General features: G+C 73.4%; 11 protein-coding genes. 6 read left to right on the forward strand and 5 right to left on the reverse strand.

Annotated features, from left to right (window positions below; translation table 11 throughout):
* The first annotated feature begins 18 nt into the window (after positions 1–18).
* Together C229_RS33675 and C229_RS0115835 are read left to right on the forward strand one after the other, a co-directional pair.
* Positions 19–183, forward strand: coding sequence for a MerR family DNA-binding transcriptional regulator (locus tag C229_RS33675; protein ID WP_018656056.1), 165 nt, complete (start codon positions 19–21; stop codon positions 181–183).
* Positions 180–1,214 carry a hypothetical protein gene (locus C229_RS0115835; protein ID WP_026313842.1) on the forward strand — a complete coding sequence of 345 codons (1,035 nt, stop codon included), beginning with the start codon at positions 180–182 and terminating at the stop codon, positions 1,212–1,214. The genes C229_RS33675 and C229_RS0115835 overlap by 4 nt, the downstream gene beginning before the upstream one ends.
* A gap of 63 nt (positions 1,215–1,277) precedes the next feature.
* On the opposite strand, the gene C229_RS0115840 is transcribed toward C229_RS0115835, so the two are convergent.
* From C229_RS0115840 to pdxH, 4 genes are all read right to left on the reverse strand, one after another.
* Positions 1,278–3,518 carry an ATP-binding SpoIIE family protein phosphatase gene (locus C229_RS0115840; protein ID WP_018656057.1) on the reverse strand — a complete coding sequence of 747 codons (2,241 nt, stop codon included), beginning with the start codon at positions 3,516–3,518 and terminating at the stop codon, positions 1,278–1,280.
* A 189-nt stretch (positions 3,519–3,707) separates the two neighbouring features.
* Entirely contained in the window at positions 3,708–4,409 is a 702-nt protein-coding gene (locus C229_RS0115845; RefSeq protein WP_018656058.1) for an iron-dependent transcriptional repressor DtxR, read from the reverse strand.
* Between the two features lie 130 nt (positions 4,410–4,539).
* A complete protein-coding gene (locus C229_RS0115850; protein WP_018656059.1) occupies positions 4,540–5,853 on the reverse strand; it encodes an MFS transporter in 1,314 nt (437 codons plus the stop codon).
* A 34-nt stretch (positions 5,854–5,887) separates the two neighbouring features.
* On the reverse strand, positions 5,888–6,583 hold the full coding sequence (pdxH, locus tag C229_RS0115855; RefSeq protein ID WP_018656060.1) for a pyridoxamine 5'-phosphate oxidase: 696 nt from the start codon (positions 6,581–6,583) through the stop codon (positions 5,888–5,890).
* Positions 6,584–6,711: 128 nt separating this feature from the next.
* Here pdxH and C229_RS0115860 point away from each other — a divergent pair, with 128 nt between their 5' ends.
* Positions 6,712–7,824 (forward strand): citrate synthase 2, encoded by a 1,113-nt coding sequence (locus C229_RS0115860; protein ID WP_018656061.1) that lies wholly within the window; start codon positions 6,712–6,714, stop codon positions 7,822–7,824.
* Between the two features lie 50 nt (positions 7,825–7,874).
* On the opposite strand, the gene C229_RS0115865 is transcribed toward C229_RS0115860, so the two are convergent.
* Positions 7,875–10,646, reverse strand: coding sequence for an ABC transporter substrate-binding protein (locus C229_RS0115865; protein ID WP_018656062.1), 2,772 nt, complete (start codon positions 10,644–10,646; stop codon positions 7,875–7,877).
* Positions 10,647–10,726: 80 nt separating this feature from the next.
* Between C229_RS0115865 and C229_RS0115870 the strand changes: the two genes are divergently transcribed.
* The 3 genes from C229_RS0115870 to C229_RS30850 all read left to right on the forward strand — a co-directional run bounded on the left by C229_RS0115870 (position 10,727) and on the right by C229_RS30850 (position 13,756).
* Positions 10,727–11,077: a hypothetical protein gene (locus C229_RS0115870; RefSeq protein WP_018656063.1), complete on the forward strand. Its 351-nt coding sequence runs from the start codon at positions 10,727–10,729 to the stop codon at positions 11,075–11,077.
* Positions 11,078–11,144: 67 nt separating this feature from the next.
* Positions 11,145–12,284: a phosphoserine transaminase gene (serC, locus tag C229_RS0115875; RefSeq protein ID WP_018656064.1), complete on the forward strand. Its 1,140-nt coding sequence runs from the start codon at positions 11,145–11,147 to the stop codon at positions 12,282–12,284.
* A 458-nt stretch (positions 12,285–12,742) separates the two neighbouring features.
* A complete protein-coding gene (locus tag C229_RS30850; RefSeq protein WP_018656065.1) occupies positions 12,743–13,756 on the forward strand; it encodes a hypothetical protein in 1,014 nt (337 codons plus the stop codon).
* The last annotated feature ends 14 nt before the right edge of the window (positions 13,757–13,770 follow it).

Raw genomic sequence — 13,770 nt, forward strand, 5'->3', positions numbered from 1 at the left:
AGCGGTTATCCAGACTGCATGAAGACCAGCGAGGTCGCGCGGCTGTTCGGCGTGACCCCCTACACGGTGGTGCGGTGGACGCGGCGGGGATTCCTGTCCCCCGGCCGCACCCCGGCCGGGCATCTGCGGTTCGACCGCGCGGAGGTCCTGCGCCTGTTCCACAACGGAACGGGCGAAGGATGAAAATCATCCCCTTCCGCCGCACAAGCGGACCCGACACCACCGAACCGGACGCCGCCGAGCGCGACACGCCCGGGCGGAACACGGCCGAGCGCGACACGGCCGAGCGCGACACGGCCGAGCGCGACACGGCCGAGCGCGACACGGCCGAGCGCGACGCGACCGGGCGCGACACGGCCGAGCGCGACGCGACCGGGCGGAACGCGGCCGGGCGGAACACGGCCGGGCGGAACACGGCCGGGCGGAACACGGCCGGACGCGACAACGCCGGGCGCGACGCGGCCAGGCGAAACGCGGCCGAGCGCGACGCGGCCGGGCGGAACACGGCCGGACGGAACACGGCCGGGCGCGACGTGGCTGAGCGAAACGCGGCCGAGCGCGACGACGCCGAGCGCGACGCGGCCGGACGCGACACGGCCAGGCGGGACGCGGCCGGGCGCGACGTGGCCGGGCGCGACGCGGCCAGGCGGAACACGGCCGGACGCGACGCGGCCAGGCGGAACACGGCCAGGCGGAACGCGGCCGGGCGGAACACGGCCGGGCGCGACGATGCCGGGCCGGAGAGGGGCGCGCCGGAGAACGGCGGGCCGGAGAACGGCGCGCTGGAGAACGGCGGGTCGGAGAGCTGCGGGCCGGGGAAGGGCGGGCCGGGGAAGGGCGGGCCGGGGAAGGGCGGGCCGGAGAACGGCAAGTTGGAGAATGGCGGGCCGGGCGTGCCGGAATTGTTGCGGTCGGGCGAGCATCCGTACGCGTCGATCGTGGAAGTGCTCGACGCGATGTGGCCCGGCTACCGTTTCGAGGTGGACGACGCGGCGGACGGGTGCGTGTGGGTCGCCTATCCCAAGGACTACGGCGCGCAGATCCGCACGTGGAATTCCCTCCCGGACCTCATGATCGCGCTCGGCGGGCCGGAAAGCACCTCCCTGTGCGACTCGCTGCACTACATCGCGCGGCGGCTGGCCGAAGCGACCTCCGACGACCAGTGGCGCACCGACGTCCGCATCCTCATGTCCAACGGAGAGGACCCGTCATAACCACCGGGTGCGGTGGCGCGGAGGCGACCCTGCCCGCGCCGCCGCACTCGCCCGTGCGGGGAGTCAGCGGCCGGTGAGGGGGAGTTCGAACCAGACGGCCTTGCCGTTGGGGGTGGGGCGGGCGCCCCAGCGGGTGGCGAGCTGGTCGACCAGGTAGAGGCCGCGCCCGCCCTCGTCGGTCTCGCCGGCGCTCTTGATGCGCGGCAGGCGCATGTCGGTGTCGAAGACCTCGACCCAGACCGCGTCGGCGCCCCTGCGCAGGCGCAGGCGGAACTCCTTGGTGGGGGGTTCGCGGCGGCCGAGCTGGGACGCCAGGTCGAGGTCGAGGCTCCAGTCGTCCTCGTCGAAGGCGTCGCCGAAGCCGGGCGGCGGGCCGTCCAGGACGAGTTCGCGGCGCGGCGCGGGCGTCGCCGTGGCGTGCAGGACGACGTTCGTCACGACCTCCGACACCAGCAGGTGCGCGAGTTCGGCCTGTTCGTCGGCCATGCCCCAGTCGTCGAAGGCGTCGGCGGCGAGCCGCCGCGCCTCCGACACCATGATCGGCTCGGCGGCGAAGGTGCGCTCGCGGACGTCGAGTTCGTCGGACGCGGTGCGGATGACGACGATCGCGACATCGTCGTCGATCTCCCCCGGGACCGCCAGGTAGGCGGCCTCCGCGATGGCCTCCACGTCGCGCCGGGCGACGGCCGCGACCGCGTCGCGGACCATCTCGCGGGCGCGGTCGCGCGAGTGGTACTCGCCGTTCTCCTTGGGCCGCCGGTCGATCAGCCCGTCGGTGTAGAGGACGAGGGTGGAGCCGGGCTTCAGCTCGGCGGTCTCCTCGTTGAACAGGATCTCGCCGCCGAGGCCGGGCGCGCGGACGCCGAGCATCGCCCCGGCGGACTCGAAGTCGAGTTCACCGACCTCGCCGTCGACGATAAGCAGCGGCGGATCGTGCCCGGCGTTGGCGAACTCCAGCACGCGCGACCACGCGTCGTAGACGAAGTAGGTGCACGACACCAGCGGCGGCCGGACGAGGTCGTCGCCGGACCAGTTCGAGCGGGTGCGCTCGGGACGCGTCATCGTCCGCACCCATTCGTCCAGCTTGCGGAGAATGTCGGCGGGGGGTTTGTCGTCCTGCGCGAAGGCCCGCAGCGCCGCCCGCAACTGCCCCATGACGGCCGCCGCCCGCGCCCCGCGCCCCTCGACGTCACCGATGACGAGCCCGACGCGCCCCGCCGACAGCGGGATGACGTCGTACCAGTCGCCGCCGACCTGCGTCTGGATGCCGTGCCCGTGCGACTCGATGGGCCGGGCGGGCTCGTACCGCCAGGCGACCTGGAGGCCGTCGAGCCGGGGCGGCAGGTCGGCGGGCAGCAGGTGCTTCTGGAACGCCAGCGCGGTCTCGCGCTCCTGCTCGAACAGCAGCGCGTTGTCGATCGACAGCGCGACCCGGCTGGAGATCGCGCCGAGCAGGTCGCGGTCGAAGCCGTCGTAGTGCGGGTCGGGACGGCGCGACAGGTTGGACAGCGCCATGCTCATCACGCCGAGCAGTTCGCCGCGCACCAGCAGCGGCGCGGAGATCACCGAGGTGAGGCCGAGGTCGTCGCCCTGGCCGTCGTGCTCGGCGTAGCGGTACTGGAGCATGTCCTCGATGAGGACGGCGTCGCGGCGGCTCATCGCCTTGGCGCAGAAGTGCCCGGCGGGGTACGCGACGGCCTCGCCCACCTCGGCCCAGGTGCCCGGCGGCGGCACCCAGCCGCCCGCGTGCGCGGACACCCGGCGGACGAGCCGGTCGCCGGAGAACAGGTCGATGAAGCAGTGGTCGGCGAACTGCGGGACGAGGGTGTCCGCGACGCGGCGCAGCGTGGACTCCAGCTCCAGCGAACCGGCCAGCCGCTCACCGATGCGCTCCAGCAGGCCGTACCGGTCCTGTTCGCGCTGGTTGGAGCGCAGCGCCTCGCGCGCCATGATGACGATGCCGTCGACGGCGCCGGACGGGTGCCGCAGCGGCACCGCGTGCGCCCGCGTGTAGACCATCGACCCGTCGGAACGGACGTTGCAGAACGTCCCCTCCCAGACGTGCCCCTTGAGCACGTACCGGACGAGTTCGGCGGCCTGCTCGTGGTCCTCCTCGGCGATGCCGAGGGACAGCACCGAGTGCCCGACGACGTCGTTGCCGAAGCCGAAGAGCTGCCGGGCGAACGCGTTGCCGTAGATGACGTTGGAGAACCGGTCGCAGACGACGACCGCCATCTCCATCTGGTTGAGGACGGTCTCGGGCGGCAGGTGCGCCCCGAACGGCGGCTCACCCCACTGGTTCATGCGCTCATCCTGACGACCGGCCCCGGACCCTGGCGAAGGCGGCCCCCACCCGTGGAAGGCCCCACCTGTATTGAACGACGGATCGGGCGGCGGGATACGTCGCAACGGCGAGGCGGCGGGGAGATCTTCGGTATAGACCGGCGGCCCCCGCCGTCCGCGCCGCGTGCTCCGCGTCCCCCCGGCACCAGTTCAGCGCCTGCTGACGAAGACGTGCTCGGCGATGTCGCGGGCGATCTCCTGCGGCGCGACACCGGCCTCGTCGTCGACGGTCACGTGAATGCCGTCCTCGGTGGAGCGCAGCGTGACCTCGCGGCCGGGCTGCACGCCGATCTGCTTGAGGTGCAGCAGCAGGTCGCTGTCGCCCTGGACCTGCTCGCTGATGCGGCGGACCACGGCGGCGGTGCCCTCGCGGGTGGCGACGTCGGTCATGACGGCGAGCGCGGGCGCGTCGCCGCTGGGCTCGCGTCCGCCCAGTTCGTCCAGGCCGGGGATGGGGTTGCCGTGCGGGCACGTCGTGGGGTTGTCGAGCAGCGCGACGAGGCGGCGCTCGACCTCCTCGGACATGACGTGCTCCCAGCGGCATGCCTCGATGTGGACGTCCTCCCAGGGGAGGCCGATCACGTTGACGAGCAGGCATTCGGCGAGACGGTGCTTGCGCATGACGCGCGTCGCGAGGCCGCGACCGGCGTCGGTGAGAGCAAGGTGCCGATCACCCTCGACCCGCAGCAGCCCGTCCCGTTCCATGCGCGCGACGGTCTGGCTGACCGTCGGGCCGCTCTGCGAGAGCCGCTCGGCGATGCGCGCGCGGAGGGGAACGATCCCCTCTTCTTCGAGTTCGAACACCGTCCGGAGGTACATCTCGGTGGTGTCGATCAGGCCATGTGAGGTCAATGTGAGGTCACAGCTCCCTCCAGTCTTGTGACCCTGAAGTCTACTTGCTCGCACCGCCGCACGGCGGCCCGAGCGCCAACCCGCTTGTGCCGGTTCCCGGGCAACAAAACGGACATCGGTCTTCTTCCCGTCACTGCTGGTCGGCGGGCTTGCGGGCGTCGTAGCGGAGCAGCGCGGGGACGGCGAGCGCCGCCAGCACGACCAGGACGGCGCACGCGATGCCGCCGCCGACCCACGACGCGGTGACGCCCGCGACGGCGGCGGTGGCGCCCGCGCGCAGGTCACCGAGGCGGGGACCGCCCGCGACGACGACGATGAACACGCCCTGGAGCCGTCCGCGCATCTCGTCGGGCGCGTAGGTCTGGAGCATCGACTGACGGAACACGGCCGAGACCAGGTCGGCGGCGCCGCCGACGGCCATCAGCACCACGACGAGCCACAGCGCGGGCGCGAGCCCGGCGGCGGCCACGGCCAGCCCCCACACGACGATCGCGACGACGAGCGCGACGCCCTGCCTGCGCACGCGCCCGATCCAGCCGGACGACAGCCCGCCGAGGACGGCGCCGAGCGCCATCGCGGCGAACAGCCACCCGACCGCGCCCTCGCCGCCGAACCGGGTGTCGGCCACCTCGGGGAACAGCGCGCGCGGCATGGCGATCGCCATCGCGATGATGTCCACGACGAACGACATGAACAGCACCGGCTGCGTGGCCAGGTAGCGCAGGCCCTCGACGACGGCGCGCAGTCCGGGCGTCCCGGACGCCTGCCCGGCGGGCGGGATCGGCGGCAGCCGCAGCGCCGCGTAGAGGCCGACGGTGAACAGCACGGCGTCGAGCGCGTAGGCGGCGCCGTAGCCGTACCGGGCGAGCAGGAGTCCGGCCAGAAGAGGCCCGGCGAACATCGCGAACGTGCTCGCGGTGTAGTTGAGCGTGTTGGCGGCCGGGACGAGCGGCCCGTCGACGATGCGCGGGATGATCGCGCCGCGCGTCGGGGACGACATCGCGAACCCGGTGGACTGGACGGCGACGATCACCAGGATGAGCGCGAGGTTGCGGACGTCCAGCAGCGCCTGGACGAGCAGCGCCAGCGTCGAGGCCCAGGTGACGCACGACGACCAGAACAGCAGCTTGCGGCGGTCCACGTGGTCGGCGACGGCGCCGCCCCACAGGCCGAACACGATGAGCGGGACGAGCGTGACGAACCCCAGCACGCCGACCCAGAACGACGACCGGGTGAGCGTGTAGACCTCGACGGGCACGGCGACGGCCGTCACCTGGAACCCGACGTTCGACACGCTCTGCCCGATCCACAGCCGCCGGAAGTCGGGCAGCGCGAGCGGCCGGGTGTCGATGGCGAACCGGCGCAGCGCGGACCGGCTCGGCTCCGGCTCGGGCTTGCCGACGTCAGGACCGTCCTGGGGGGACGGCTGCTGTTCGGAAGTCACCGGGACAGTGTGCTCCCCCGCGCGGGCCGGGCCGTCACGGGGACAGGCGCTCGGCCGTCCACTCCGCGTCCGCCTCCGCGCCGAACGCGACGGGGGCGGCGCGGCGGTAGCGGACGCGGTCGTGCATACGGTCGGGGCGGCCCTGCCAGAACTCGATCTCCTCGGGGACGACGCGGTAGCCGCCCCAGAACTCCGGGCGCGGCACCTCCGCGCCGGTCACGGCCGGATCCGGCCAGCGTTCGGCGAGGTCGGCGTACCGGGAGTCGAGTTCGGCGCGGTCGTCCACGACCGACGACTGCCGCTCGCTCGCCCACGCGCCGATCTGCGAGCCGTAGGGCCGGGTGCGGAAGTAGGCGGTGGACTCCTCGGGCGTCAGCCGCAGCGCCGGGCCGCTCACCCGCACCTGCCGGGACATGGCGTGCCAGGGGAAGACGAGCGCGGCGCGCGGGTTGGCGGCCAGGTCGCGGGCCTTGTGCGAGGTGTGGTTGGTGAAGAACCGGAACCCGGCCGGGCCGTAGCCCTTGAGCAGCACGACGCGGGCGTTCGGCACCGCGTCGGCGGACGCGGTGGCGAGCACCATCGCGTTCGGTTCGGAGAGCCCGGCGGCGACGGCGTCCTCGAACCACGTGGCGAACAGCTCCAGCGGGTCCGCGGGTGCGGTGTCCGGGGAGAGTGTCCCGTTTTCGTAGGATGCGCGAAGTCCGGCGGGGTCGTGCGTTGGGCGATCCACAGCGTCACACCTTCCCACCGGGACGTTGTGGATCACACAGGGACCTGGGTACTCGTCGGTAGGACGGGCAGGGTTCAATGGCACGGCTACCGCCTTATCTACTCATGGGGACGAAAGGCAGGGACGACATGTCCGACTTCAAACCGGGGCTTGAGGGGGTCGTGGCCTTCGAGACCGAGATCGCCGAACCGGACAAGGAGGGCGGCGCCCTCCGATACCGGGGCGTCGACATCGAGGATCTCGTAGGCCGCGTCTCCTTCGGCGACGCCTGGGGCCTGCTGGTCGACGACAGCTTCGACCCCGGCCTGGCGCCCGCCGAGCCGCACCTGCTGCCCGTCACGTCCGGCGACGTCCGGGTCGACGTGCAGGCCGCGCTGCCCACGCTGGCCCCCGCGTACGGCATGCGTCCGCTGCTGGACATCACCGACGAGGAGGCGCGCGCCGACCTGGCCCGCACCTCCGTCACCGCGCTGTCGTTCGTCGCGCAGTCCGCGCGCGGCGTCGGCGTGCCGATGGTGCCGCAGAGCCGCGTGGACGAGGGCCGCACCATCACCGAGCGGTTCATGATCCGTTGGCGCGGCGAGCCGGACCCCCGGCACGTCCAGGCCATCGACGCCTACTGGGTGTCGGCCGCCGAGCACGGCCTCAACGCCTCGACGTTCACCGCCCGCGTCATCGCCTCCACCGGCGCCGACGTCCCGGCGAGCATCTCCGGCGCCATCGGCGCCATGTCGGGACCGTTGCACGGCGGTGCCCCGGCCCGCGTCCTGCCGATGATCGCCAAGGTCGAGGAGCTGGGCGACGCCCGCCGCGTCGTCACCGACATTCTCGACTCCGGCGAGCGGCTGATGGGCTTCGGCCACCGCGTCTACCGCGCCGAGGACCCGCGCGCCCGCGTCCTGCGCCGCACCGCCAAGGAGCTGGACGCGCCGCGCTTCGAGGCCGCCAAGGCCCTGGAGGACGCGGCCCTGGCCGTGCTGCGCGAGCGCCGCCCGGACCGCGCCATCGAGACGAACGTCGAGTTCTGGGCGGCGGTCATGCTCGACTTCGCCGAGGTCCCGACCGCGATGATGCCCGCCATGTTCACCTGCGGCCGCACCGCCGGCTGGGCGGCGCACATCCTGGAGCAGAAGCGGACCGGGCGCCTGGTCCGCCCGTCCGCCCGCTACACCGGCCCCGGCACCCGCTCGATCGAGGCGGTCAACGGCGCCGCGGACGCGCTCAAGCGCTACGCGTCCTAGCGACAGCCCTTCGCGAACGCCCCCGGACTCCCCGGGGGCGTTCCGGCGTTTCAGGGGCAGTCGCCCCGGTTCTGGGCGGCGCGGACGAGGGTTCCGCAGACCGCGACCATCGTCAGCGTGCCGTTGGGCTGGACGGCCGCCAGCAGGACCGGTTTGCCGGGCACCTGGTGGCCGGTGGAGCGTGGGCCGAAGCTCAGCAGGCCCGTCGCGCCCTGCGGCTGCGCGCCCGGCCCCGGCTCGGTCAGCTCCGACAGGATCGCGGCGGCCGTCGGCAGCGTGCGGCGGCGCTCGCCGTAGACGCGCTCGGCGGTGCCCGCGACGGTGCGGGCCGCGTCGTAGCCGAGCGCGGCGTGCGCGCGCGACGGGCGGATGTTCGCCGGAGCGGACGCCCCGACGATCTCGTTCACGACCGGGTCGAACGACGAGTAGAAGTTCTGCAACGGGCGGTCGCCGATCCAGCGCGGCGTCCACGCCTCGCGGGCGGCCAGCGGCGTGAACAGCAGGCGGATCGAGTCGGTGCGGCCGATCTCGGCGCCGTTGTCGCTGACGTACTTGGTCACCTCGTCGGCGGCCAGCACGACGCGGCGGCCCCGGCAGTCGGTGTTGGCCAGCCGGTTGATGAACAGCCGGAACTCGTCCGAGCGGCCCGCGTAGTAGAAGACGTCCGCCGGGTTCTGGCACGCCTCCAGGACGCGGCCCGGCACCTGGCTCGGGTCGGCGTAGGGCAGCATCCGGGCCCGTCCGCCGAAACTGCGCGCGAAGTCGGCGGCGAGGTTGCGGCTGTACAGGTCGTCGGGGCCGGTGTCGTAGAAGACGTCGGCGGTGCGGGCCCGGACGCCCGCCCGGCCCGTCCGCGCCCAGTGCGCCGCGTGCCGCGCCAGCCGCGCGTTCGGCGGCGCCAGCCGGAAGTAGTACGGGGAGAAGCCGCCCTGGTCGCGGGCCGTCCCGTCGTAGGTGTTCGTCGTGCCGATCATCGGCAGCGCCGAGCGGCCCAGCACCTCGATCGCCTCGCTCGTCGGGCGGCGCGACTGGCCGAAGCCGACCACGGCGACGATGCTGCGGTCCTTCTCGGCCAGCTCCCGGACCCGCACCGCGACCTCGCGCGCGTACCGGAACCGCGAGCCCGCGTTCGCCAGCAGGACGCGCAGCCGGGGCGCGCCGCCCGCCTGGTTGTGCTGCCGCTGCGCGATCGACAGCCCGACCAGCTCGCCGTGGATGCCCGCGAGCAGGTCGGCCTGCGGGTTGCGGGTCGCCGGGTCGATCGTCATCGCGCCCAGGTAGACGAGCGTCACGTACGGTTTGCCGGAGTCGGCGACGGCGCGGTTCTCGTCCGCGATGCGGTCCTGCACGGCCTTCAGACGGTCGGTGAAGACCGTCGAGCCGTCGGTGACGCCGACGCACTCGCGGTTCGCCGCGTGCCAGACGTCGAACGGCGCGCAGTACCGGACGGCCTGCACCGCGATGACCGCGACCGACGCAGCCAGCACCGCGCCCATCGCCAGCCACGGCAGCGCCGGATGCGCCCAGAACGGACGGCGCCGTCCGCGATGCACCGGAACGGCCGACGAGCCGTCCCCGCGCACGTTGACCCGGATCGTCCGGGCCGTGCCGAGGACGGCGACGCGGTGCCGGCGGCGCTCGTACGCGGCCCAGAACGGCTGCCCCTCGGGCGTCTCGCGCAACGCGGCCAGGTCGGCGGGCTCGGTGCCGCCGAGCCGCACCGCGACCGTCCCGGCCAGGTCGGCGGCCTCCTGCTCGGACGCGGCGGCCAGCACGAGCACCAGCGGGTCGAAGCGCTCCTCGCGGCGGCGGATCTCCTCCACCCAGCGGACCAGGCGGCGGCTGACGGCGCGGGCCGGGTCGTCCTCGGGCAGCGGCCCGGCGACGACCGCCGGGTAGCGCACCCGCGCCCACGCCGACTGCCGGGCGCCGCGCCGGTAGGCGATGCGCAGGTCCTGGAGGAACGCGGCGACGAGGAGGCGCTCGATCGCGTCGTCCAGCGGGCCGGGGCCCGACTCGTCCCGGAACACGACGTCCAGGGCCAGGCCCAGGAAGTCCACCGAGCGCCGGCCGCGCAGGTAGGTCTGGTGGGCGGAGGCGAACCAGCGGTAGCGGCGGCGGCCCGCGCGGTCGCGGGTGCGCGCCGCGACCTGGCCGCCGAGCACGGAGACGCCGACGCCCGCCGCGATCATGGCGGCGGCCAGGTCCAGGGTGCTCGCCGCGCCCGCCGACACCAGCGCCACCACCGCCACGCCGATCGGCGCGACCTGCTCCAGATGCCCGAGGACGGTCGCCATGCGGCCCTGCCCGCCGGGCTGGTCGGCCGGGACGACGATGCGGCGGCGCCGCTGGATCGCCCGGGCCAGCAGCGTGCGGCGCTGGGCGTCCTCCTCGGCGTCGCGCAGGTTCGCGGCGAGCTGCCACTGCTGGCGCTGCGCGTTCGTCGTCAGCTCGACGACCTGCCCGGCCTCCTGCCGCAGCCGCATCCGGCGGACCTCCAGCAGCCACAGCACCATGCTGAGCAGCGGGAAGCGCAGCCGCGCGCCCGACAGCCGCCGCGCCAGGTGGCGCAGCAGCAGCGCCATGTCGGTGCGGGCGCCGGACCCGGACGCGCCGTGCAGGTGCCCGACCGGGCCGCCGTCGGCGGACGCCCGCTCGACCAGCCGCTGGGTGGCGTGCCGCAGGTCGTCGTCGGCGCCCGCCAGGACGAGCACCGGGCGCAGCCGGTCGCCCGCGCGGCGCGGGGGGCGCTCGCGCAGCCGCTCGAACAGGCTCTCCAGCCCTTCGAGCCTGTCCCCGCGCGGCTCGTGGCCACTCCCCACGTCCCACCCCCTCGATCATCGGCGCGCCTCATCCAACCGTCCGCTTTCCTGCATGAAAAGGTGTTTGCCAGGATGGTTCCGTGACCGACGACGCAGACGCGCCCCTCGACGGCGACATCGGCCCCCGCGCCACCCGCCCCGAACCCGCCGCGCGGCCCGACCCCACTCCCGAACCGGAGCGGCAGGCGGAGGCCGAGGAGGCGGAGGCGGCCGAGGCGCGGCGGGCGCGGGTCAACGCCGTCGCCGGGACGATCGCGCGGGTGCTCGCCGCCTTGCTGCTCGTCTTCCTGCTCGTGGACTCGGCGCGGACGGCGCTGGAGGCCCGGGACCGGGGCGACGGCTGGCTGCACCCGCCCGGCACCGTCATGGCGATCTGCGCGGCCGGGCTCGCGTGGCTCGTCTTCGACGTCGTCCGGCGGCGGCGCAGGTGACGCGCGGGGCGTCTCGGATCGTGAACCCGGCGGTGATCTTCGTCGCAGGTCAAGTACGCTGCTGCGAGTGACCGACAGCGCGAATCCCCACCTTGTCCTTCCCGCCGACCTCAAGCCCGCCGACGGCCGGTTCGGCTGCGGGCCGTCCAAGGTCCGCCCGGAGCAGCTCGCCGCCCTCGCCGCGACCGGCGACGCCTACATGGGCACCTCGCACCGGCAGAAGCCCGTCAAGTCCGTCGTGGGCCGCGTCCGCGCGGGCCTCGCGCAGCTCTTCTCGCTGCCCGACGGCTACGAGGTCCTGCTGAGCAACGGCGGCACCACCGCGTTCTGGGACGCCGCCGCGTTCGGGCTCGTGCGGGACCGTTCCCAGCACCTGACCTTCGGTGAGTTCTCCAGCAAGTTCGCCAAGGTCACCAAGGGCGCGCCGTGGCTCGGCGACCCGTCCGTCATCGCCGCCGACCCGGGCTCGCACCCCGAGGCGTCCGCCGAAGCCGGCATCGACGTGTACGCCCTCACGCACAACGAGACGTCCACCGGCGTCGCCATGCCCATCAAGCGGCCCGCCGGGACGTCCGCCGACGAGGCGCTCGTCCTCGTCGACGCCACCTCCGGCGCGGGCGGCCTGCCCGTGGACGTGTCCGAGACCGACGTCTACTACTTCGCGCCGCAGAAGTGCTTCGCCGCCGACGGCGGCCTGTGGCTCGCGCTGGCCTCGCCCGCCGCGCTCGCCCGGATCGCGGAGATCTCCGCGTCCGGCCGGTACGTCCCGGAGTTCTTCAACCTGACGACCGTCGTGGACAACTCCGCCAAGGACCAGACGTACAACACCCCGGCCGTGGCGACGCTGCTGCTCCTGGCCGACCAGCTCGACTGGATGAACGAGCAGGGCGGCCTGGCCTGGACGACCGGGCGCACCGCCGACTCCGCGCAGCGGCTGTACACGTGGGCGGAGAAGACGTCGTACACGTCTCCGTTCGTCGTTGACCCGGGTAAGCGGTCGCAGGTGGTCGGGACGATCGACTTCGCTGATGGGGTCGATGCTGGTGCCGTGGCGAAGGTGCTGCGTGCTAACGGGATCGTGGACACCGAGCCTTATCGGAAGCTGGGGCGTAATCAGCTTCGGATCGGGATGTTCCCGGCTATCGATCCGGCCGACGTGGAGGCTTTGACTGCCTGCATTGATTATGTGGTGGAGCGGCTGGGCTGAGGTCGGTGATCGCCCTGGTCCGGTAGTTCGGCTGGACTGGTGGGTGCAGTTGCTGTGTTTGCTTTGCCGCGACTTCGTCGCGGCGGGGTCAGGGCCTTTTTGGCACCGCCGCAGAGGGCTTGATCATCCTCCCTTCGGTCCGGATGATCAAGCCCTCTGCGGCGGTGCGGCCCTGACCCGGTGGTTCGCGTGTATACGGCTCTGCGTGCGAGTCCTGGTTCTGTGCGGCTCTTACGCATCGGGCCTCTGTGGCTGGGGCTCCTTCGGCGCGGGTTCGCGTCTGGGTGTCGGGCTGGGGGGTATGGGTTCGGGGTGGGGGTGGGGGCGCATAAGGTGGCGTCTGTGAACCGCGCGCCCCAATGGCTGCTTCCCACCGTGCTGACCGCGCTCGTCCTGGCCGTGGTCGCCGGTGCGCTGCTGAAGTGACCGTCGTGCGTCGCGTGCGGGGAGGATGAGGCATGTCGCGTCCGTCCGGGCCGTGGCGGTTCGTCGCCTTGTGCGGTGCGGTCGCGTTGGTGGCGGGGACGGCTGCGCCCGCCGTGGCCGCAGACGCCGAGGACAGGGTGCTGTTCCGGGTCTCCGATCCGCGCATCTCCGAATCCAGCGGACTCGCCGTCAGCAAGCGGCATCCCGGGGTGATCTACACCCACAACGACTCCGGCGGCTCCCCGAACGTGTACGCGCTCGACTCCCGGGGACGCACCGTCGCCGTCCTCACGCTCGGCGGCGCGACCGCCCGCGACTGGGAGGCCATGGCGATCGGCGAGGACGAGCGCGGCCGCCCCGCGATCTACGTGGCCGACATCGGCGACAACCTCGGCGGCGCCTGGCCGTACGTCACCGTCTACCGCATCCCCGAGCCCGCCGACCTGCGCACCCGCACGATCCGCGCCACCGCGTTCCGGTTCAAGTACGAGGACGGCCCGCGCAACGCCGAGACCATGATGATCGACCCGCGCACGAACCGGCTCTACATCGCGAGCAAGCTGTTCGGCGCCGCCCTCTACGCGGCCCCCAAGACCCTGCGCACGAACGGGTTCAACCGGCTCCGCAAGGTGGGCGACGCCCCGTCGATCGCCACCGACGGCGCGTTCGCCCCGGACGGACGGTCCTACGTCATCCGCACGTACTTCGGCGCCCGCGTCTACGCGATGAGCGCCGACGGCAAACCCGGCAAGTCCCTCGGATCGGTCGCGCTGCCCGCGCAGAAGCAGGGCGAGTCGATCACCTACGGCGCCGACGGACGCTCCGTCCTGGTCGGCTCCGAAGGCGTCGACCAGCCGCTGCACCGGGTGGCGCTGCCCGTCGCGGTCCGTCCGTCGCCGCCCGCGTCGCCGCGGCCCGTCCCCGGCGGCGACCCGCAGGCCGACGAGGGCCGCCGCACCGACATCGGAGGAACACGGACGGGCCTGTTCCTCGTTCTGGCCATCGCGGGCGTCGTCGGTTACGGGGTGGTCCGGCGAAGGTCATGACATCCCCGACCGGA

Source organism: Actinomadura flavalba DSM 45200, from assembly GCF_000374305.1.
Classification (GTDB): domain Bacteria; phylum Actinomycetota; class Actinomycetes; order Streptosporangiales; family Streptosporangiaceae; genus Spirillospora; species Spirillospora flavalba.